The organism is Aeromonas sp. FDAARGOS 1418 (assembly GCF_019048585.1).
Lineage (GTDB): Bacteria > Pseudomonadota > Gammaproteobacteria > Enterobacterales > Aeromonadaceae > Aeromonas > Aeromonas caviae.
Window position 1 is genome coordinate 3,588,144 of record NZ_CP077387.1, and the last position, 17,495, is coordinate 3,605,638.

Sequence of the window (17,495 nt, forward strand, 5' to 3'; positions counted from 1 at the left end):
GGGCCATGTTGGGGAAATCGTAACGCTGGCAGGTCAGGAAAGCAACTATCAGAGCGCGATGGCGTCGATCTGCTGCTGGATGGTGTCCAACAGCTGAGCCTGCAGCACGGCCTGCTCCCCCTGGATGCTCTGCTGCTCAGCGGCAAGCCGCTCCATCTCCTGCAATGTCTTGCCTGTCTGGGCCTGCTTGAGGGCATCCTCGAACCGGATGGAGTCGGTCAGCTTGGCGATGCGCTGGGCCTCTGCCTGCCACTTGGCGGCCTTGCCCTCCAGCTCGGCCAGCTTGGCCTGCATCTCGCGCATGGCCAGCTCCTGCTGCATCTGGGCCTGCTGGGCTTGCTGCTCGGCGGCTGCGCGCTCCTCCTCGTTCATCTCGTCCGGGTCTTTCGGGATGTTCAGGGCATTGCGGATCCGCTCCACAAACTCGGCCTTGCGCGGCACATCCATCAGCTCAACCAGCAAATCGAAGCAGGCTGCGGCGGCCTCTGGCGGCAGCTGGGACATAGCCTGGGTCATTCGCTCGGCAAGTTGCTGCTTGTAAGCTGCGGTCTGCTGGATGGGCGCCAGGGCAATATGGGCTCGCAGCCGGGTCACATCATTGGTGAGTTTGCCATCCTCCTGCTCCACGTTGACCACCACGGCTTTGCGGCGGCGGGGGTCATCCCGGTTCACGGTCACCTTGTAGTTGCGCTTGCTGGCCATGTCTTCCAGCAGGTACGCCAGCGCCAACTGCCCCACTTGCTGGCAGCCCATCCGGTAGTTGTCGTTGATCTCGGAAAGCGTGGTTGCCCCCTGCTCCACCAGGTTGCTGATCGCCACGCCGGACTGCCCGGTGGAGCCCTGGCCCAGGAAGGCGGCATAAACCCCCATGGTGTCCTGGATCAGCTTCACCGAATCCTGCATCACTTGGAACTGCTGGGCCGCCACGTTGAAGTCCTGCTCCACCTTGAAGGCATCGGCCACAGTGGTCTTGTTGGCGCGGTCAGGATTGAGCTCGATATAGCCATCCGGGCGCTCGACCTGCTCCAGCACCTGACTCTGGCTCATGTTGGTGGCGTCCTTGTCCATGATGACGCGCTTGGCCTGCAGCAGGAAGGTCAGCTTGATGCGCCGCAGGTTCACCTCGTCCTGCGCCGGCATGGCTCGAACAATCAGCCCATAGGGTTCGCCGGTGCGGTCTTTGCGGTAACCCCAGAACGGCACCAGCGGATACATGTTGTGGGGCGCAGAGCAGGGTCGATCAACCAGATGATGGGGGCCGACAAACCAGGATTCCCGGATCACGGCCACTGGGCAGCGCTCCAGCTTGGCGCGCCCCATGGCCACAGCAGCTAGGTGCAGTTGATTGGTCTTGTCGTACTCCAGTGCCCGACCGGAGTCCAGCATCAGCACCTGACGCATGGTGTAGGTGCGGTAGTAGACCACCTGCAGAAGCACCCGATCCCGCTCCCGGCTGCACCACTCGATCTCCTTGCCGCTGAATTGGCTCCACTCGTCATAGGCGCTGACCAGATTGGGGTCCAGCCCCTCGATGGAGGTCAGGCTCACGACCCCCTCCCAGTCGTTGACTCCCCACTGCAGCGCCTGTGCCTTGCTCGGGAACATGGTCTTGGCCTCATCCAGATCAACCCAGCGGCGTCGCATCAGCCAGCGGCAGTCGCTCAGGTCCGGCTCCCTGCTGTGCCAGTCCCAATAAACCTCGTCACGGTGGACGTTGCTGAACTTATAACGTGGGCCGAACGGGTCATCGCGGCGACACACCTCAACCCAGCCCAGGCCGGTCTTGATTTGGCCGCCGTAGGCCTCGCCCCGGGCGCGGTCCAGTCCGCCAAGGCGGCACATATCGGCGTATTCAGCGTTGACGGCCTCGGCCAGTTGCTCCAGCTCGTCGTCGTGGTCATCGGCGATCACCATCAGATCGGTGCGGCTCTTGGCTTCCATCCCCAGCACGCCGTCAATGGTCGGCGCGATCAGGTTGTGAATGGTGATGGGCTGGCCCCGCGCCTTGAGCACACTCACCACCTCGGGCGGCAGTTGATCGCCGTCGTAGTAGGCACACGCCCGATTGGCGATAGAGCGCCAGTCCGGCTGGCCGTTGATATCGCTCATCAGTTTGAGCAGGCGCGGGGTATCGAGGCCGCCTTTTTCAGGGGCCTTGGGTTGGGCGTTGATCATCAGTTGGCCATCCAGTGCTTGGGTTTGCGGGAGGATTCAGGTTTGACGATGCGAGCCGGCATCCGGGCACGCATCTCTTGGGCAATCATGTAGCTCATGAGCTGGTCGTCGTAGCAGCCGTCCTGGGCGTTCATGCTGCCGCTCTTGTCGTAGACGTAGGTGGTGGCTTCGGAAATGGTCCCTATCCAGCGGATCCCAGACTGCCCGGCACGCAGCAGGTCCTTGAGGCCATCAACCAGGATCGGCTTGGACTGCCGAGTGGTGAGCCAGCCGAGGCGTGGCGTCTCGTCGTCGCGGTCCCGGTCGATGTGCTCCTGGGTGTAGATGCGCCGGGTCGGGTAGATTTCACGGAGCTTGAGCAGCACGGCGTGGCCGTGGTTGTTGCGCTCTGGCCCGATGTAGGCCGGGCCATGCTCTGCGCTGCCGTAGAACCTTCCAACGTGGGCAAGCAGTTGGGCAAACAGCCCCGGGTCGAGATGGCCGAACCAGTGGGCCACCTGACGGCCGTCGCTCTTGGCCGTGACATCCAGGCTTGAACGATCGCCGTGCTCCAGCCCTTCCGCCACGTCGGCGCCGATGGCGTAATCCTCGTCGGGGTCTGGCAACTCCCAGACCAGCAGCATGTTCTCGAGCGAGCGCTGTCCCTGCTCGTCCAGCTTCTCCGGCTTGCGGGCCTTCTCACGCCTGCCGGTGACCGGGTCGATGTCATAGACGATGAGCGGGGCCATGCAATCGCCCTCTGCTTCCATCGTAGCGATGGGGTCGAACACCCGGCGCCCGGAGGTGAGGAACGCCTCCAGCGGCGTGCTGGGATACTCCTGTTTCATCTCCCCACGCTGCGTGCCCTCTTTCAGCACGTACCACTGGCGCTGCTCGTCGCTGATGGTGCAGCTCATCGCCTTCTCCACTGCGGCGAAGTATTCCGCTTGGGCCTTGCTCATCACCACACCGGAAGCGGGGACGTCGGCGCGATACTTGGGATCCTGCCACCAGGCGAAGAAGTGGAACTTCCAGTCGAGCTTGGTCAGCTCACCAGCAGCCCTTGTCATCTCCAGCGACTTCATGCTCATGGCGTGGAAGTCACCGCCGACACCCTCTGCCGTGCTCTCGATAAATGCGATCGCTCCCTCATGAATAGCGTTGAGGGTACCGGTACGCACCTCCTTGGCCTTCTCCGGGTATTTGGCGCAGATCTTCCCGTGCTCGGAGACATGCAGGCGCTGGACGGTACCGGAGCGGAACGAGGTGGCCACCTGGATGCTGGAACCATGCCGGAACAGGATGTGCCCGCCATTCGCCCCGCCGCGACGGGTCACCACCTTGAACTGGGCCTTGAGCCATCCCGGCAGGTTATCGAACGGCACTTCAATCTTGGTGCGGTAGATCTCGCCGGCTGCCGTCAGGTCCTGGGCGATGATCCCGCACTTGAGGTTGTTGTTGAACAGCGCCTCGTCCAGCAGATAGATATCGATGGCCGTGGAGAATCCGAGCTGGCGTGCCTTGAGGATAATATTCAGGTACCACATGGTCCGGAACAGCAGCTCCTGCGCCGGGCGAAGCCGGAAGCGCACCAGCTTGCCCTGTTCGTTCTCGATCATGTAGAGGTTGTTCATCCGCCACCACTTATCGCTGAGCTTCGAGCGGATGTAGGCCATCTGCTCCTGCTCAGTCATGGCGGAGGTATCGAGTTCGGTCATGGGGACTCTCCGGGCAATAAAAAACCCGCCGAAGCGGGTGGTAGCTATCGAAATATGTTATGTGTCGCGTATAGAACAATTGCTATCACGGTCAATGAAACTGGTAAAACACCATCCCCAAAGTGGGTCTGAATAGCAATATTTTTGAGCCATGAAAGTCTATATTTAAGATTAAGAGTAACAAAGCATCCAAAGTAACTAAAGACGTCTAACTCTTCCTCTCCTTGTTCAGTCTTTCCTCCACGCCACGCATAATTGTATGATATTCGTAAAGAGCAAAACCCGATCCCGCAAAGTTTCCACCCTTTAAAATCAGGCTTAACTGCTTGCTCGTCACGAATACACTTCAGTTCCTCTCTTTTGCTTTCTGTTTTTTTCACCAAAGCTCTGATGACTCTTGGTGGTAAAGTAACACCATCAATGGCTCTATCCACCAGATAGAGCCTGATCACCTTACTCACAAGTAAGTGGCGCCAACAAAAATACAACAATGTCATTACCATTGAATATTCTATAACAGTGGGATTGTTAAATGTTATTTTTGCTATCCCTACGGAAACATCACTACCAATGTTGCCCTCCGCAAGTGAGTACACAGCTATTACACTGGCAAAAAATAGTGTATTTCTTCTATATAACCGCTCGACTTCATTACTATCGTCAACGTTATTTAGTGGTTTATCAGACATAACCATTAAACCTTTTATGAAACTATGCGCATTTTATCACGACATCAGCCCCCCAGTCCCCATCCCCTGCAGCTCGGTGACCATCTCGCTGACCGGGGTGGCCTCGCTGCCGCCATCCTTCTCGAGTCGGTCCGCTTCAGCAGTTAGCTTGCGGGCCGCAGCCCGGATGCGCCGAGTATCCTCCTCAATCTTGGGCACGCTCACCTCGTCGATGCGAAGGGCGCTCAGGGTGCGCTCGATGGACTCGATACGCTGAATGTTGCGGTCAAGGGCCTGCTCGGCTTTCAGGATCTTGTCGTAGAGCGCAATGCGGTCAGTCATCTCGCTGGCCGTGACCAGGTCCTGCTGCAGCCCCTTGAGCAGCTTGGTGACGGAGATGACGCGAGCCCGGGTGAAGTCCAGCTCGTCGCGCAGTTGCAACTCGCGGGCCTGGTCGAACAGCTCCTCGGCATCGAGGAACTTGGCATAGCCGCCGTGGGTCAGTGCCGGGCGGTCGCCGGGCTTCCATTTCGTGACAGGATTGGGGTTGCCAGGGTTGCCTTCGGTGAAGCGGCCGCTGCTGTCCCGGCCGTTTGTTTTCGGGTTCTGGGCTGAGTCTGCCGGGGTGCGAGTGGATGCGGAGGACTTCTCCCCTTCTCGCTCTCCCCCTTTGGCCTTGGCCTCATTCCCCTTGGTTTGCGCACTTTGCGCAGATTGCGCAGTTTTGCGCACTTCGGAATGCGCAGATTGCGCAGCTACGCGAGATTTGTCAGGTTGCGCAGGGGATTGCCCCCGAGATTTCAAATAGCGACGCGCCGAGTTGTAGTTCAGGCCGCGGCTGTCACACCAGTCTTTCGCACTGATGCCTGTCGCTTCATGCTCCTGCAGGAACTCTGCATTGAGCTGTGCCCAGTCGGTCTTTGCCATTTAGAGAGATAACTCGCCTTCGACGATGGCATCACCAGGTACAGGCTCATGGGTAGCCGGTACTACGACGGAGACGCCAGTATTCAGGGTGACCAGGGCCTGACTCCCGTCATACTCCCTCACCTGAGTAACAACCCCGGTCACGGTAATGCCATTAACCACCGCATCGCTCCAGTGCATCGAGATAGTCCAGTAGGTCGGCTGTGGATTCCCCAGAAAGACAAACCCCGCCATTAGCGGCGGGGTTCCATGTCAGCCTGGGTGTGGGTGGCGGGCAGTTCGCTGTGTGGCTTGGAGCTGTCTGACAACTGGCCAGAAGCAGCACCGAAACGCTCAGCAAAACGCCCCTGTGGGTCCGCATGATTCTTGTCATGGCTTTCCTGCACCTCCCTTGCCCTCTCCCGCTTAAGCCAACGGCCCAGAAGGGCCGTTAGAATGTCGAGCAGTTGGAGCAAGCTGTTCATGTTATTGCTTCCTGGCTTTCTCAGCCGGCAGGTTCATAGCCAGCTTGTCCAGCACCTTGGTCAGGCCAACCAAGAAGGCCTGCACCTTCCCGATCACCTCATCGTCCCGGGTGGACGGGGTGACAGCCGCGATCTTGGCCAGCCCCTGCACCACCATGGACGCGCCGCCCACTACAGCCATCAGGATGACAATCCAGTTGATGACCACCTCAACGATGTGTTCCATCGCACTCTCCTCTGCTGTTACCGGTTATCCGGCGATATTGGCAAGGCTTGCGCCTATGCCTCGGACTTCGAGAACTCTGCCGCAGCCATCACAGGCAATTCCCCCACAGGCTTCGGCTCACCGGCGGGCCAGCGGTATGCGGTTACCCGGGAGCGAGGGAACGCCTTCACGTTCACCGCATCAGCTTGGTTGCCGCCCAAAACCAGCAGATTGCCAGCCTTGTCCTGCCCCACTACGAACCCAACGTGTCCGCCACCATCCCTGGAGAACACCACTACGCAGCCTGCCACCGGCTTTTCCAGCTTCTCCCCCCAGGAGGCATAGGAACGCGCCCCCTCGAACCGGGTGGACTGAATACCGACCCGCTCCAGGCACGCTCCAACAAAGGCGGCACACCACGGGGTTTCATCATCACGGATGCCACCCCGCTTGATGGCCTTCCACATCGCCACGATCTCGGGGTTGTGTTGGGGCCCCTTAATCTCCGTCAACCCGATATGCCTACGGGCTTCATCTACCCAGCGCATTTTCACCATCACTCCCTCCCTCCCATCCAGCCGGTTGCCCGGCGTTCGTACAGCTCCAGTGCTTTCGACCCCATCAAGCCAGCCAGGCCAGCCATGAAGCCGCACAACGGGAGCGGGGCTGCGATGTACCAGCTCAGCAGCATGGTCAGCATCCCGGCGAACCCTGACACCACCACCTGCAGCAGCGCCTCGGCCCATCGGAACTGCCTTCCCTCGCGTTTCACCGTCTGTATGTAGGTCACAAGCCCTCCCCATACGCTCAGCCCGCCGAATGCCAGATAGGCGAGCACGCTGTAGTTCTGTGGATCCTTGTCAGGCGTCATCGCCCCTCCAGAAACGACAAAGCCCGCACGAGGCGGGCCAGAAATGAAAAAGGCCAGGGTCACGGGGACTCTGGCCATCTTTGAGCAATACTAACGCTGGGGCGCCGGGGATTCAACTTCTCACACTACGGTAAATCCCGCAGGCGACCCTCCAACTAGATACCCATTAGACTTCGCGATGATTGTCACCAACTGCCAATCCTCCTTGGCACTCGATTCTTCGGCTAAATCAATTCTACCAAGAGCCCATCCCAACAAGTTACCCACATCAATTCCCAATGCCCCGATGCACTCGGCTATATCGGCATACACAATTGTTTTAATTTCCACCTTCCCATCGGGACGCTCTCGCATCACCCCTGCACTCTTCAACCAGAGATAATCTGAGATACTGAACTCATGCATAGAGCCTTTATGAACGATGCGAACGGAGGGTGTAATTGACAGCCTGCCCCCATTAATCATCAAGCACAGCATTGCCTCCATCTCGGGAGTAATGTCGTAGTAGTCCTTAATTAATGGCGTCATTTCACCTTCCGGTACCGCTCGACCTGCTGCAGGAAGTAGGTCTGCATCTCCCCCTTGTAGTTCCCGGCCTCGCTCTCGGCTGGAGTCTTGATCTCAGGGTTTCGCTCCTTCCATACCGCGAACGCAGCGGCCTTCTCTACCTCAACACGCTCCTGCTCGTCCTTAGGCAGGGCACACAGATTGAATGACATAGACAACTCCACAAAAGCAGTTTTGCGGAATACTACCTCAATCGGCAACCGATCTCTCCACCACACCAAGGCAATTTTGCGCCATGTCAGGATCCCGGAGTATTGCCACCACCTTGAGGAATACTCGGCGGCCAGCAATTCGCCCTGGCTCTGGTTTACAACGCCTGGTTTCGGCCTCCGTTTCCACACATCGCAATGACCTCAGATAGATCACCAACTTGCTTGCATCGCTGGCCTGGATGCCAAGCAGATAGGACACATCGTAGAGATCGAAGAACTCACCATGTTTGAACGCCCACCTTGCAACCTTCAACGCCGGCCACTTCCATTTGCTGTCCATTGAGCCACTCCGTTGCCAACTGCATTCAATTTAGCGATCCGGCTGGCACTCTGCACACAGTAGAGGAACCGCAGGATGATGTTGATTGACGATAAGGCATCTGGCTGACGCCGTTGTAAAACAGCTTTATACAACGAGAGAAGCACGAAATCAGCTTGTCAGGATGTCACTATTGATATCAATGGCGGAGCGGAAATCCACCAAGAGGGTTTGGTTTTGTGATTATGTCAACCTAATTTGACCTGGTTTAGCCTAACAGGACAATTACTGTGCAAACAGACAGCATGATAGGTATGAATGGCGCGATCTGATTTGCCGTTGTGTCCAGCTTTCTGGTAGCTTCTGGCAATGGATTCAGCAGGGCCTATTTCTTGGCATAAATAGAAATAGGCTGACTGATAAACAGACCTTGTCCCTGCTGGCGAATGATCGGAAAATGCAGAGATTGGCCGCAAGGTCTCAACAAAACCAAACAGCGAGCGAGATGAATATGCCTTTACATGAACGACTTTATCAACCGCCGAATAGGGAGACACTACATGGCGCCACCAAGACGTCCGAAAGGGCGGAAAGACTCGGCTCATGCCGAAAAGACAAAGACCCCACAGCTTGCAACTGCAGGGCCTTCGAAGATAGCTGATAAGCTACTTGCAATAGCGAACTCAGCTGAATTGCTCCTCAAGCTAGCCAACTCTGTCGCAAAACTTGTCAGGCTTGCTTTCGATGCTTATAAGCATCTCGAGGATTTTCTCACCTAAACCCAAGGGCCTTCGGGCCCTTTTTTTACACGTGTCATGTAAAAATATTGGACTTAATCCAAGGATTTAAGTTGCTCAATAATGATCAATTCACTAGGAAAAATCAACCGTAGTTAATGTTTATATGCAGTAGAAAAGCACTAAAGCACCAACTACGAATGCACTTTAAACAGGTAAATCAACCACTAAGCCGCCCGCATCTGGCGCACCTGCCGGTCCATAATCTTGGCCAGGTCGGACGCTTGGTGGATCACCTCATCAACAGCACGCTCTACGGCCTGCCGCATCTCCTGCCCGAACCGGCGCGAGACCAGCTCGGCATCAGGCACCACTCGCCCGGTGCCGTGGCACTTCGGGCAGTCGTCACCCTTGCGAGGGCGGATCCCGGTTCCCTTGCAGTGAGGACAGCGCCCTGACTGCATCATCTCGGCGACGCAGTGGTCGCGAGCCAACTGCAGGATCTCGTTCCGCTCGGCCAGAAGGCGCTGGTACTCGTGGTCATTGCCACCGCGGTGAGCTCGCTTGGCCTTCTCCATCACCACGGCGGCCCGGCGGCGCTCCTTGTCATAGTGCGGGTGAGACAGCACCAAGTGCTCCAACTGCTCAGGCAGCGGGCGGCGCAGCAGGATTGCCATGGCCATACCACCGGCCTCGTCGCTGTCCAGCGTGGCGCTGAAGTGCGTCAGCAGCGACGCAAGGGCTTGTTCATCCCCCAGGTGGTCAGCCATGAGGAACTGGAGTCCTTGCGGGTTGCTCTTTGCGGCCACCTGCAGGGCTCCCAGAAACTCCCCTCTCCCCAGGGCGCTGGAGCGACCAGACGAGGGTTCATGTAGCGCACCTTTCGGCGAGAAAAGGCGCAGAGCCATTTCGATAGCGTGGGTCATGGTTTAGTCCTCTGGTCTGGGTCCTGATTGAAGGCGGCGAGCAGCCAGGCGCGCAACTGGCCGGATTTGATGTGTTCCGGGGTAACTTCCAACACGGTCCACCCGAGCAAGGTGGCCTCGTTCATCTTGGCCCGGTCCTCTACGAACCCCCTCCCCCGGGTGTGCCGGCCGCCGGAGTGGATCCCGCCGTGGACCTCAAGGGCGATCATGCGAGTGGGCCAGGCGTAGTCGAAGCGCCATTTGCGCTTGGGGTGAAACAACAGCTCGGTGGCGGGGTCAGGAAGGCCGACCAGTTGGATCAGCACCTTGTCGTGCAGGGAAGTGACCTGCTGGGCCTTGCGCACCTGCTTGGCTGCGCTCCTGACCTTCGGGCTGCTACCCAGCAACCGGGCCGCATCGAGGGCGGTGAGGTGGATCATGCAGCCCTCCCGATGGTGTTCTTGCGCAGTTCGGTGACTTCTCTGGCCACCTGCTCCAGCAGGGTCTCCTCGCTGCCGTGCTCTTGCTGCCAGGAACGCGGGGCGGCGTGGAACCCTGTGGGGTAGCAGGCACGATGATGTCGCGGGCAAAGCGGTAGCACCCGGGTGTGCTCGGCGCGCTGGGCCATGCCAGACCCAGAGCGCACGTGATGGATTTCCGCTGGCGTGGCGCCATACCCGGCATTGCGGCAGACAATGCAACCCAGGGAGGCGACGTCGGAGAGATGCTGCTTGTCAGCCTTGGTCTTGCTCATGCTGCTGCCCTCCCGTATGCCGCCACCCAGTCGAAGCCGCGGCGGGATTCATCCCCGAACTTCACGCCCTGCTCAGCGCCGAAGGCCTGGGCAAGCTCGATGAGGTCGCGCATCTCGCGCACCGTCATTTTGGAGGTGGACTTGCCCAGCACCACGAACCCATTGCCGTCGATATTCGGCACCACGTCCTGCTGGTACAGGGCGGCGGAGAGGACGTGCTTCCAGTCCTCCTTGGCGAGCTTGCGACCGTGCCAGACCACCTGCTCGGCGATGTCGGTCATGACAGCCCAGAACAGGGCATTCTGGGCCAGGGTCCGGGTCAGCTCCTTGATTTCGATGACCAGGGGCTTGTCCTGGTCAACCGGCAGGCTGGCGACCAGTTGGCTGGCGCGGACCCGGATATCTGGGCTGCGCAGAAAATACTTGGGGTAGCTCATGCTCACCCCCGCTTGGCTTTGTTGCGGCGCTTGGAGGCGGCACGCTGACGCTGTGCGGCCCGGTCATTGCGCGGGTTGGGGATGCAGAAGCCATGGCCAGGCTTGAAATCAAGCGGGTTGAACCAGGGCGATTGGGCAGCAGTGGCGGCCAGAACGGCTGCGATAGCGTGGGTGAATCTCATGCTGCCACCGCCTTAGCCGCTACGGCCTCGGTAGTGGGGAACGGGGTCAGGTGGTAATGCCACACCTGCTTGCCGTCGATGACCTGATTGCTGGAATGCTTCACCCAGCCGTAGCAGCAGACTTCGCGCAGTCTGGCGCTGATGGCGGCCTGGGTGTCAGCGTGGCCGTAGCGGCTCCAGCACTCGCGCTCGATGTCGCGCAGGGTGCGGGCCTTGCCGTCGCTCATGATGGATATCACGCGCCCCAACTGGGTCGCGATGGATAGATCTCGGGTATGCGGTTTGGTCATGGTCTGGGTCCTTTGGTCAAACTGTCGGGTGGTCTAGGTCCGGCACTGGCAATGGTACGGGGCGCTACCCCCTGTGTCACTGGTTGGCAAGGCCCTCCTCTTCGAAGTTATCCACAGCCCCAAACGAAGCATCACACCGCAACACCAGCACTGGCGCGGCTCTCAGCCGTGCGGCTTCCTCCGCCACTCGCTCCGGCGTCGTGCTCTGCACCAGCCAATGCCCTGCGCCACGCCGCTGGTCGGTGTATCCCAGCGCATCGATCTCGTCGGCCACCTCGAGCTGCACACGCTCCCCGCACCAACCCCGAACGGGCGGATAGATCACCACCCGGCAGAATTTCGCGGCCTTGACCGCGGCGATCACGTCTTGGTTGAACATCCCTAAATCCTCCCTGTGATGGTGTAACCGCGATGGCGGCGTTCGGTGAGTATCCTGTCCAGCTCAACCTGCACCGCCTCGCTCGTCACGTCGCCGTCACGCTGCAACACAATCACGGTCGCCTCCATCTCGCATGCCCTGATGGAGATCTCCAGCCGCGGTGCCCTGGTTGGTGCGGCCGTGGCTGGCTGCCGGCGCAGTATCTCTGCCCGCACTTCTGCCGGACGCGGGGCGAACTGGCGCTCCACATCGGCCGCCATGTCCTGCACCACCTCCCGGATCTGGGCTGGAGTGAACCCGCGCAGCACGCCACCCCAAGCCAACGCCACACCGCGGGCATTGGCATCCAGCTGGTTGGCGCTGGCAGGCCAACTCCCGGCCATCAGCGGCAGCAGCTCCTCAGCGATGAATGCGGCCATGCGGGCGCTCATGGCGGGTGCATCCTGGTTGGCTGGCAGTGCGGTCACGTTAGAGGGGAGTGTCGTCGTCATAGCTGACAGCTCCCGATTCGATGAGACTGCGCGCCTGCTGCTGGGCGGCGGCAATGTTGGACATCGGCTTGCGCTTACCCTCGAAGCCCTCCCACTCGCCGTTCAGGCAGCGCGGGCGACCGATCTGAACCCAGCGTTGGGCGCCAGCCAGGTATCCAGCAAACTTCTGCGGCGCAAACAGGGTCATTGGCCGCAGGTATTCGGCCATTTTCAGGTTTGCGGACCAGTGCTCGCGCTTGAAGTCGATCACCAGTTGCAGATCGGCCACGGAGTAGCCCTCCGCCAGTCTGGCGTTGATGTTCTGCAGGGTGGTTGGCTTGGCCTGATAGCGGCGATTGCATGCGGCGTTGAGGTGGTTCAGCACAGCCAGAGAATCCGCTGATGGCTCTGCCGTTTTTTTAGCCGGTTTTGTTTCGTCAGAAACAGAACAAGAGGTCTGTTTATTATCTTCAGAGTTTATATTGTTATTAATGATAAGATCTTCGGCATGATACTCCGCACCTAACTCCGCGCCGCTGAGTTGGCTATCACCCTCTAACCCCATATCTGGCGCGCCCTCAAACTCCGCACCATACTCCGCGCTAAAGTGTTGCGAAACTCCGCGCTGATAAGCGTCGAAATTCAGCAGGCTGATGATGGTGTAACCACTCTTTCCCTGCTTGGTCGTCCTGCTGATCGCTCCCTCCTCCTCGAAATAGTCCAGCGCCCGGCGAGCCTGATCCTCAGATACGCCACACGCTTTCCCGAGCGAACGAGCAGAGCAAGCCAGCTGACCACGATGAATGGTGAGGCGGTTGCCATTGAAGGTGACTTCACGGCACTCGTAGGCCGCATCCAGCAGCAAATGCAGCCACACGGACTTCTTGGCTACATCCTTGTACCAGGGGGCATTCAGCATCGACGAGTAAGCGAGGCGGAAGCCATTGCGGGCATTTTCGCTCACGTTGCTACCTCTGCTGATAGGTTTGGAAATGGGGGCGCCTGCCCCCGGGAATTGGATAACGGTGTTCATGCTGCGTACTCCCGAAACAGATCAAGCTGGAACTCAACAGGGAAATTGCCCTTGATGGCGTTGTGCTCGTCGTCAGTGATGGAGTGCTCAAGCGCATAGGCTTGGATATCCATTACCCCGAGCTTGCGCTGCAGGCGCTGCCAGAACTCGGCACGCTGGATGATTTCGTCCAGGCTGGCAGGCTGTCCTTTGCTGATGGTCACGATCCGGTTGTGCAGATAGAACTTGATTGCCTCTGCCGGGTCCTCACCCGTGCAGTCAATGGCGATAGGGTTGTTGATGAAGTGCTCGACCCATTCAAGCGCGGCGGTTTTGTCGATGGACATCTCCTGCGAGCTCTCGAACGACAAGATCGGCTTCTCCTTGCCGGTAAGGCGATCGGTGATGGTCGGCACCTCAATGCCAGCATGCTGCATGGCGTAGATGTGGGCAGGGTCTGTCAGGCCGCCAATGCCATGCGGCGGGGCAATCCCCTCTGGCGGCTTGAACCAGCGCCGGGATGGGATCTTCACCTGCTGGGTTGGCAGTGTGCATGGTGGGTAATAGCGGCGGCCGCAACGCATGATGTTGTGGTACTCATACAGCGCGCCGAATGCGTGGCGAGCATCCCGGTACACCGACCAGATGAAGTCGATGATGACCAGCTGCCAAGGCTTGATCAGCTGGAACCGTGGGAAGCCGTCGTTATGCTCATCAGCCCATGCGCACTCATCCGCATCGATAGTCAGCATGAAGCGCAGCAAGTCGCGGCGGGTGACGAAGTTGATGTAGTCAGGCTGCAGGACGATATATCCCGTCTCCTGATCAACTGAGCGACCAAGCCACTCACGGCGGGACATGTCCCAACGGATGCCAAACAGCCAGTCACGCAGCTTGGCAATGGGCTCCAGATAACCATAAGTGCCGCGGTCATTGGCAATCATGGCCTGCAACGACTTGTCACGGTCACCTGTAGCGACGCAGGCCCAGCACCCGAACCGCGCGCCACATGCTGAGCTGTTGAGCTGCTTGTCCGCCATGCCAGACACACATCCGCCGTTCGCGTCCTTGTAGAGCGACACCAGCAGGTCAAAATGCTTGGTGAATGAGGTAATCAGCTGGCGCCCCATACGCTGATCGCACTTCTGGAGCAGGGTCCAGACATCGACCTCATCCCAATCGGCGATCGGGGTAGCGTACAGGTCACCATCTTGGTTGGTGAGGATCTTGCCAGCCTCATCTCCGCGCTCGGTCATGCGCTGTTCGCGCTCCTCCGACTCGCTAAAGCGGGTGCCGACCAGACTGATTAGCGGGAGAGTGCCTGGCTCCTTGGCCAGAGCCTTCTTGGCCTTGATGATGGGATCAATCTTCCAGTCCACGCTGCAATCACGGCTCATCCCCGGGTAACGAGGCAGTTTGCCGCGTCCTACTGTGACATAGTGGAAGGTGGCGGCCAGCGGCGGGGATACCTGATGGTATTCCATCGGCAGTCCCTCTCTGGCGCAAAACATCTCCAGTTCGCCAGCCATATGCTCAAAGTACGCATCCAGCGCCGGATTCTCGATGGTGGTGTCACTGGTGATGGCGAAGCACTTCGGCAGAGTCACCCCTGCCGCCTTGGCTCGCTTCATGGCCTCCAGCATCAGCACCAACACGGCGGTGCTGTCTTTGCCCCACGACAGCGAGCAGCAAAGGCCACGCCCCTGCTTAAGCCACTCAACCATGGGGTTAACAGCGGTATCGATAATGGTTTTCATGCTGCCTCCCCCTGCGCATCTGCGCACATCTCTGGCAGGTTGGCGCGCACCAGGGCGGCAGCCAGTGGCGGGCACACGGCATTGCCGCAGCGGGCCACCTGAGCGGTTTTGGTGAACTTCTTGCCGGTGGCGTCGTGGTCGATCACGTAGTCGGCCGGGAAACCTTGGGCAGCGAACAGCTCGTGTGGCTCCAGCATGCGCATCCCGATATCGACGATCTGGTAATCCTCGCCGCGCACGGTAACCAGGCCAAAGCGGTCCCGGGTGGTCACGGTATGCAGTGGCTCAGAACAGGGGGTGGTTGAGTCGGTGCCGTAATACTTGAGCAGGAAGGCCCGCACCTCGCCGATGTGCAGCCCCCCGGCGGTGACTGTGGGCATGGGTTCGGTTACTGGCTGGCCGTGCTGGCAGGTGCCGCGCAGTTTCACCAGGTGGCTGGTGACCAGTGCATTGTGGTCAACGGTGGTGACGGTCGGCAGCGGCTGGGTCAGCTCCGCACCCACCACGCCGGTGTAGTGTTTGGCCAGGAACGCGGTCACCAACTGGCTCTTGTCGGCCTTTGCCATGACAGTCCCCAAGGGGTCTTCCACTGACTGGCCGACAGAGTTGCCGAACTGGCGGGCGATGACCGGCGCCACCAGGGCGAAGTGACCGCCCTTCACCTGGGCGCAGATGGTGCGAAGCGGCTCATCTGCCGGCATGTTGCGCTGATTGCTGGCGTTGGCGAACTCGGTGATGAAGGGGGCAAGGGTTGGTTGCACAACGGCAAACCCCGGTGATTGGGTGATGGTTTGCAGGGGCTCGTTGATTCCCTGACCCCGGAAGCAGTCGTACACAGTGCGCGTGCTGGTGTGGTTGCACTTCACAATGAACGGTTCGGCGGCGTTGATGACGAATCGCTCCAGCCCCTTGGCAATCCGGCGCAGGGTATTCTCAGCCAGTGGCCGCTTGCGCTCGAATATGGAGGGGCACGGGATCGACCAGTCGATGATGTCCGCAGCAGTCGGCCACGGCAGCAGCTTCCCGGCTTTTACCTCAGCACTGGCGGGATCGCCATGGGTCGGTTTGGGCCACACGATTGGGGCGCCATCCCGGCGAGCAATCAGGAACAGGCGCTTGCGGATAGTGGGGGTGCCATAGTCACAGGCCCGCAGCTCACGCCACTCCACCTTGTAGCCCTGGCGGCGCAAGGCGTTGATAAAGCTGTTGAAGGTGCGGCCCTTCTTGGCTGGATCCGGGCGGGCGTTTCCTTCAGCGTCGATCAGCAGCGGGCCCCAGGTCTGAAACTCTTCGACGTTCTCCAGCATGATCACCCTGGGGCGAACAGTCGCAGCCCAACGCAGTGTGACCCATGCCAGCCCCCGGATCTTCTTGCTGACCGGGGTCGAGCCCTTGGCCTTGGAGAAGTGTTTGCAGTCGGGAGACAACCAGACCAACCCCACAGGGCGGCCGGCAACCACATCACGCGGCACGATGTCCCACACCGATTCACAATAGTGCTCGGTGCCTGGGTGGTTGACGGTGTGCATGGAGATCGCGTCAGGGTCGTGGTTGATAGCGATCTCCGGGCTGCGACCCAGCGCCATCTCGATCCCCGTGCTGGCCCCGCCGCCCCCGGCGAAGTTGTCCACTACGATCTCGTCGAACAGGTTCAAGGTATTGCGACAGATGGAGGCGACCGGTGATTTACGCATGGCGCACCTCCCGCTCGGTGTAGGCACAGGCGGGGCACTCATAGGTGTAACCGTCAGTGCCGGATCGCAGCTCACTGCCGCACTGCGGGCAATGGTCGAGGTCATGCGGCAAAGAGTGCGGCAAGGGGTGGCCCCCATGGGCCATGGTTGAATTGGTCATTGGCTGGGTCCTGGTTTGTAAAGCCCGGTGGTGAGGCGGGCCAGGGAAGTTAGGCGCTAGGCTGGTTCTCGGCGCGTTCAAGGGTGCGAGCCTCAAGCTCGCGGGCCAGGCGCAGGGCCTGCCGGTCGGTACCGGCGGCATGCGCAGTCGAAATCAGCGGCTCATCGAGGGCCAGGGCCAGCTCATGCATGACCGATTTCAGGATGATGTTGTCCCGATCGCTGACGTGCTGGGATGCCGGGCGCGGCGGACGTAATTGCATGGTCATGGGTTACCTCCCGAGGACAAAGTTGATGAGTTTTTGCAGGGGGCGCAGCGGGCGCTCCTCGTTGTAGGCGGCCTCGTCTGCTTGGCTGAACTGGAGCAGGCCGCGCTCGGGCAGGCCGGAGCCCTCCAGGATCTCCTCGACGGTCACGGGCGGAAAACCCTGCTCCAGCAAGCTCCGATTGGCCCGTTTAACGGCCCTCGCCAATATGGTGGGCTCGTGCTGAGATATGGCCTGGAGCAGGATCAGCAGCGAGGTGCGGGCAAATGCGGTTTCAGTCATGCCACACTCGGCGCCTACTTCCTGCCATACCTGGCGCTGAGCTGGGGTGCCGCGCACTTTCAGCGGGGAGCGGGTGCTCATATTTTCATGATCGGGGAGCGATACTCTTCCCATGGGGTTGGTCCT

The 17,495-nt window shown here is 59.7% G+C and carries 25 protein-coding genes; all 25 read right to left on the bottom strand.

The genetic code is table 11. The features are described 5' to 3' along the window. Positions 1-48: 48 nt before the first annotated feature. The gene (locus I6L48_RS16585) at positions 49-2,175 is read right to left on the bottom strand and encodes an OmpH family outer membrane protein (RefSeq protein WP_216987475.1); all 2,127 of its coding nucleotides are present in this window, start codon (positions 2,173-2,175) and stop codon (positions 49-51) included. Then, on the bottom strand, positions 2,175-3,872 hold the full coding sequence (locus I6L48_RS16590; RefSeq protein ID WP_216987476.1) for a terminase: 1,698 nt from the start codon (positions 3,870-3,872) through the stop codon (positions 2,175-2,177). The genes I6L48_RS16585 and I6L48_RS16590 overlap by 1 nt, the downstream gene beginning before the upstream one ends. A 44-nt stretch (positions 3,873-3,916) precedes the next feature. After that, on the bottom strand, positions 3,917-4,561 hold the full coding sequence (locus I6L48_RS16595; RefSeq protein WP_216987477.1) for a hypothetical protein: 645 nt from the start codon (positions 4,559-4,561) through the stop codon (positions 3,917-3,919). Positions 4,562-4,597: 36 nt separating this feature from the next. Beyond that, a complete protein-coding gene (locus I6L48_RS16600) occupies positions 4,598-5,467 on the bottom strand; it encodes a terminase (protein ID WP_216987478.1) in 870 nt (289 codons plus the stop codon). A 233-nt stretch (positions 5,468-5,700) separates the two neighbouring features. Continuing rightward, complete coding sequence (locus tag I6L48_RS16605; protein ID WP_113736141.1) at positions 5,701-5,931, bottom strand: hypothetical protein; 231 nt, start codon at positions 5,929-5,931, stop codon at positions 5,701-5,703. A gap of 1 nt (position 5,932) precedes the next feature. Beyond that, positions 5,933-6,157 carry a hypothetical protein gene (locus I6L48_RS16610; protein ID WP_042880547.1) on the bottom strand — a complete coding sequence of 75 codons (225 nt, stop codon included), beginning with the start codon at positions 6,155-6,157 and terminating at the stop codon, positions 5,933-5,935. Positions 6,158-6,210: 53 nt separating this feature from the next. Further along, complete coding sequence (locus I6L48_RS16615; RefSeq protein ID WP_042880549.1) at positions 6,211-6,693, bottom strand: TIGR02594 family protein; 483 nt, start codon at positions 6,691-6,693, stop codon at positions 6,211-6,213. Continuing rightward, on the bottom strand, positions 6,693-7,007 hold the full coding sequence (locus I6L48_RS16620) for a phage holin family protein (RefSeq protein WP_045789814.1): 315 nt from the start codon (positions 7,005-7,007) through the stop codon (positions 6,693-6,695). Before I6L48_RS16620 ends, I6L48_RS16615 begins: the two co-directional genes overlap by 1 nt. A 120-nt stretch (positions 7,008-7,127) precedes the next feature. Beyond that, positions 7,128-7,535 (bottom strand): hypothetical protein, encoded by a 408-nt coding sequence (locus I6L48_RS16625; protein ID WP_216987479.1) that lies wholly within the window; start codon positions 7,533-7,535, stop codon positions 7,128-7,130. After that, entirely contained in the window at positions 7,532-7,726 is a 195-nt protein-coding gene (locus I6L48_RS16630; RefSeq protein WP_216987480.1) for a DUF3283 family protein, read from the bottom strand. Before I6L48_RS16630 ends, I6L48_RS16625 begins: the two co-directional genes overlap by 4 nt. A 37-nt stretch (positions 7,727-7,763) precedes the next feature. Beyond that, positions 7,764-8,066, bottom strand: coding sequence for a hypothetical protein (locus I6L48_RS16635; protein WP_216987481.1), 303 nt, complete (start codon positions 8,064-8,066; stop codon positions 7,764-7,766). 943 nt (positions 8,067-9,009) lie between these two features. Continuing rightward, on the bottom strand, positions 9,010-9,708 hold the full coding sequence (locus I6L48_RS16640; protein WP_216987482.1) for a TIGR02642 family protein: 699 nt from the start codon (positions 9,706-9,708) through the stop codon (positions 9,010-9,012). Beyond that, entirely contained in the window at positions 9,705-10,127 is a 423-nt protein-coding gene (locus tag I6L48_RS16645; protein WP_216987483.1) for a hypothetical protein, read from the bottom strand. Before I6L48_RS16645 ends, I6L48_RS16640 begins: the two co-directional genes overlap by 4 nt. Further along, positions 10,124-10,441 carry a Ref family recombination enhancement nuclease gene (locus I6L48_RS16650; protein WP_216987484.1) on the bottom strand — a complete coding sequence of 106 codons (318 nt, stop codon included), beginning with the start codon at positions 10,439-10,441 and terminating at the stop codon, positions 10,124-10,126. The genes I6L48_RS16645 and I6L48_RS16650 overlap by 4 nt, the downstream gene beginning before the upstream one ends. Next, the gene (locus I6L48_RS16655) at positions 10,438-10,878 is read right to left on the bottom strand and encodes a recombination protein NinB (protein WP_216987485.1); all 441 of its coding nucleotides are present in this window, start codon (positions 10,876-10,878) and stop codon (positions 10,438-10,440) included. Before I6L48_RS16655 ends, I6L48_RS16650 begins: the two co-directional genes overlap by 4 nt. Before the next feature lie 2 nt (positions 10,879-10,880). Further along, complete coding sequence (locus tag I6L48_RS16660) at positions 10,881-11,060, bottom strand: hypothetical protein (RefSeq protein WP_143237284.1); 180 nt, start codon at positions 11,058-11,060, stop codon at positions 10,881-10,883. Beyond that, the gene (locus tag I6L48_RS16665; RefSeq protein WP_216987486.1) at positions 11,057-11,350 is read right to left on the bottom strand and encodes a hypothetical protein; all 294 of its coding nucleotides are present in this window, start codon (positions 11,348-11,350) and stop codon (positions 11,057-11,059) included. The genes I6L48_RS16660 and I6L48_RS16665 overlap by 4 nt, the downstream gene beginning before the upstream one ends. 76 nt (positions 11,351-11,426) lie before the next feature. Beyond that, complete coding sequence (locus I6L48_RS16670; protein ID WP_216987487.1) at positions 11,427-11,729, bottom strand: hypothetical protein; 303 nt, start codon at positions 11,727-11,729, stop codon at positions 11,427-11,429. Between the two features lie 2 nt (positions 11,730-11,731). After that, positions 11,732-12,220: a hypothetical protein gene (locus I6L48_RS16675; RefSeq protein WP_254203219.1), complete on the bottom strand. Its 489-nt coding sequence runs from the start codon at positions 12,218-12,220 to the stop codon at positions 11,732-11,734. Beyond that, entirely contained in the window at positions 12,198-13,232 is a 1,035-nt protein-coding gene (locus I6L48_RS16680) for a conserved phage C-terminal domain-containing protein (RefSeq protein WP_216987488.1), read from the bottom strand. Before I6L48_RS16680 ends, I6L48_RS16675 begins: the two co-directional genes overlap by 23 nt. Then, a complete protein-coding gene (locus I6L48_RS16685) occupies positions 13,229-14,968 on the bottom strand; it encodes a phosphoadenosine phosphosulfate reductase family protein (RefSeq protein WP_216987489.1) in 1,740 nt (579 codons plus the stop codon). Before I6L48_RS16685 ends, I6L48_RS16680 begins: the two co-directional genes overlap by 4 nt. After that, positions 14,965-16,662 carry a DNA cytosine methyltransferase gene (locus tag I6L48_RS16690; protein ID WP_216987490.1) on the bottom strand — a complete coding sequence of 566 codons (1,698 nt, stop codon included), beginning with the start codon at positions 16,660-16,662 and terminating at the stop codon, positions 14,965-14,967. Before I6L48_RS16690 ends, I6L48_RS16685 begins: the two co-directional genes overlap by 4 nt. After that, complete coding sequence (locus I6L48_RS16695; protein ID WP_216987491.1) at positions 16,655-16,822, bottom strand: hypothetical protein; 168 nt, start codon at positions 16,820-16,822, stop codon at positions 16,655-16,657. The genes I6L48_RS16690 and I6L48_RS16695 overlap by 8 nt, the downstream gene beginning before the upstream one ends. A 49-nt stretch (positions 16,823-16,871) precedes the next feature. Then, positions 16,872-17,090, bottom strand: coding sequence for a hypothetical protein (locus tag I6L48_RS16700; protein ID WP_042027538.1), 219 nt, complete (start codon positions 17,088-17,090; stop codon positions 16,872-16,874). Between the two features lie 3 nt (positions 17,091-17,093). Beyond that, positions 17,094-17,483 (bottom strand): hypothetical protein, encoded by a 390-nt coding sequence (locus I6L48_RS16705; RefSeq protein WP_216987492.1) that lies wholly within the window; start codon positions 17,481-17,483, stop codon positions 17,094-17,096. Positions 17,484-17,495: the final 12 nt, after the last annotated feature.

Excerpts from the sequence above, each read along its gene's own strand:
- I6L48_RS16585 (WP_216987475.1), bottom strand. The coding sequence starts at position 2,175 with ATGATCAACGCCCAACCCAAGGCCCCTGAAAAAGGCGGCCTCGATACC.
- I6L48_RS16590 (WP_216987476.1), bottom strand. The coding sequence starts at position 3,872 with ATGACCGAACTCGATACCTCCGCCATGACTGAGCAGGAGCAGATGGCC.
- I6L48_RS16595 (WP_216987477.1), bottom strand. The coding sequence starts at position 4,561 with ATGTCTGATAAACCACTAAATAACGTTGACGATAGTAATGAAGTCGAG.
- I6L48_RS16600 (WP_216987478.1), bottom strand. The coding sequence starts at position 5,467 with ATGGCAAAGACCGACTGGGCACAGCTCAATGCAGAGTTCCTGCAGGAG.
- I6L48_RS16605 (WP_113736141.1), bottom strand. The coding sequence starts at position 5,931 with ATGAACAGCTTGCTCCAACTGCTCGACATTCTAACGGCCCTTCTGGGC.
- I6L48_RS16610 (WP_042880547.1), bottom strand. The coding sequence starts at position 6,157 with ATGGAACACATCGTTGAGGTGGTCATCAACTGGATTGTCATCCTGATG.
- I6L48_RS16615 (WP_042880549.1), bottom strand. The coding sequence starts at position 6,693 with ATGGTGAAAATGCGCTGGGTAGATGAAGCCCGTAGGCATATCGGGTTG.
- I6L48_RS16620 (WP_045789814.1), bottom strand. The coding sequence starts at position 7,007 with ATGACGCCTGACAAGGATCCACAGAACTACAGCGTGCTCGCCTATCTG.
- I6L48_RS16625 (WP_216987479.1), bottom strand. The coding sequence starts at position 7,535 with ATGACGCCATTAATTAAGGACTACTACGACATTACTCCCGAGATGGAG.
- I6L48_RS16630 (WP_216987480.1), bottom strand. The coding sequence starts at position 7,726 with ATGTCATTCAATCTGTGTGCCCTGCCTAAGGACGAGCAGGAGCGTGTT.
- I6L48_RS16635 (WP_216987481.1), bottom strand. The coding sequence starts at position 8,066 with ATGGACAGCAAATGGAAGTGGCCGGCGTTGAAGGTTGCAAGGTGGGCG.
- I6L48_RS16640 (WP_216987482.1), bottom strand. The coding sequence starts at position 9,708 with ATGACCCACGCTATCGAAATGGCTCTGCGCCTTTTCTCGCCGAAAGGT.
- I6L48_RS16645 (WP_216987483.1), bottom strand. The coding sequence starts at position 10,127 with ATGATCCACCTCACCGCCCTCGATGCGGCCCGGTTGCTGGGTAGCAGC.
- I6L48_RS16650 (WP_216987484.1), bottom strand. The coding sequence starts at position 10,441 with ATGAGCAAGACCAAGGCTGACAAGCAGCATCTCTCCGACGTCGCCTCC.
- I6L48_RS16655 (WP_216987485.1), bottom strand. The coding sequence starts at position 10,878 with ATGAGCTACCCCAAGTATTTTCTGCGCAGCCCAGATATCCGGGTCCGC.
- I6L48_RS16660 (WP_143237284.1), bottom strand. The coding sequence starts at position 11,060 with ATGAGATTCACCCACGCTATCGCAGCCGTTCTGGCCGCCACTGCTGCC.
- I6L48_RS16665 (WP_216987486.1), bottom strand. The coding sequence starts at position 11,350 with ATGACCAAACCGCATACCCGAGATCTATCCATCGCGACCCAGTTGGGG.
- I6L48_RS16670 (WP_216987487.1), bottom strand. The coding sequence starts at position 11,729 with ATGTTCAACCAAGACGTGATCGCCGCGGTCAAGGCCGCGAAATTCTGC.
- I6L48_RS16675 (WP_254203219.1), bottom strand. The coding sequence starts at position 12,220 with ATGACGACGACACTCCCCTCTAACGTGACCGCACTGCCAGCCAACCAG.
- I6L48_RS16680 (WP_216987488.1), bottom strand. The coding sequence starts at position 13,232 with ATGAACACCGTTATCCAATTCCCGGGGGCAGGCGCCCCCATTTCCAAA.
- I6L48_RS16685 (WP_216987489.1), bottom strand. The coding sequence starts at position 14,968 with ATGAAAACCATTATCGATACCGCTGTTAACCCCATGGTTGAGTGGCTT.
- I6L48_RS16690 (WP_216987490.1), bottom strand. The coding sequence starts at position 16,662 with ATGCGTAAATCACCGGTCGCCTCCATCTGTCGCAATACCTTGAACCTG.
- I6L48_RS16695 (WP_216987491.1), bottom strand. The coding sequence starts at position 16,822 with ATGACCAATTCAACCATGGCCCATGGGGGCCACCCCTTGCCGCACTCT.
- I6L48_RS16700 (WP_042027538.1), bottom strand. The coding sequence starts at position 17,090 with ATGACCATGCAATTACGTCCGCCGCGCCCGGCATCCCAGCACGTCAGC.
- I6L48_RS16705 (WP_216987492.1), bottom strand. The coding sequence starts at position 17,483 with ATGGGAAGAGTATCGCTCCCCGATCATGAAAATATGAGCACCCGCTCC.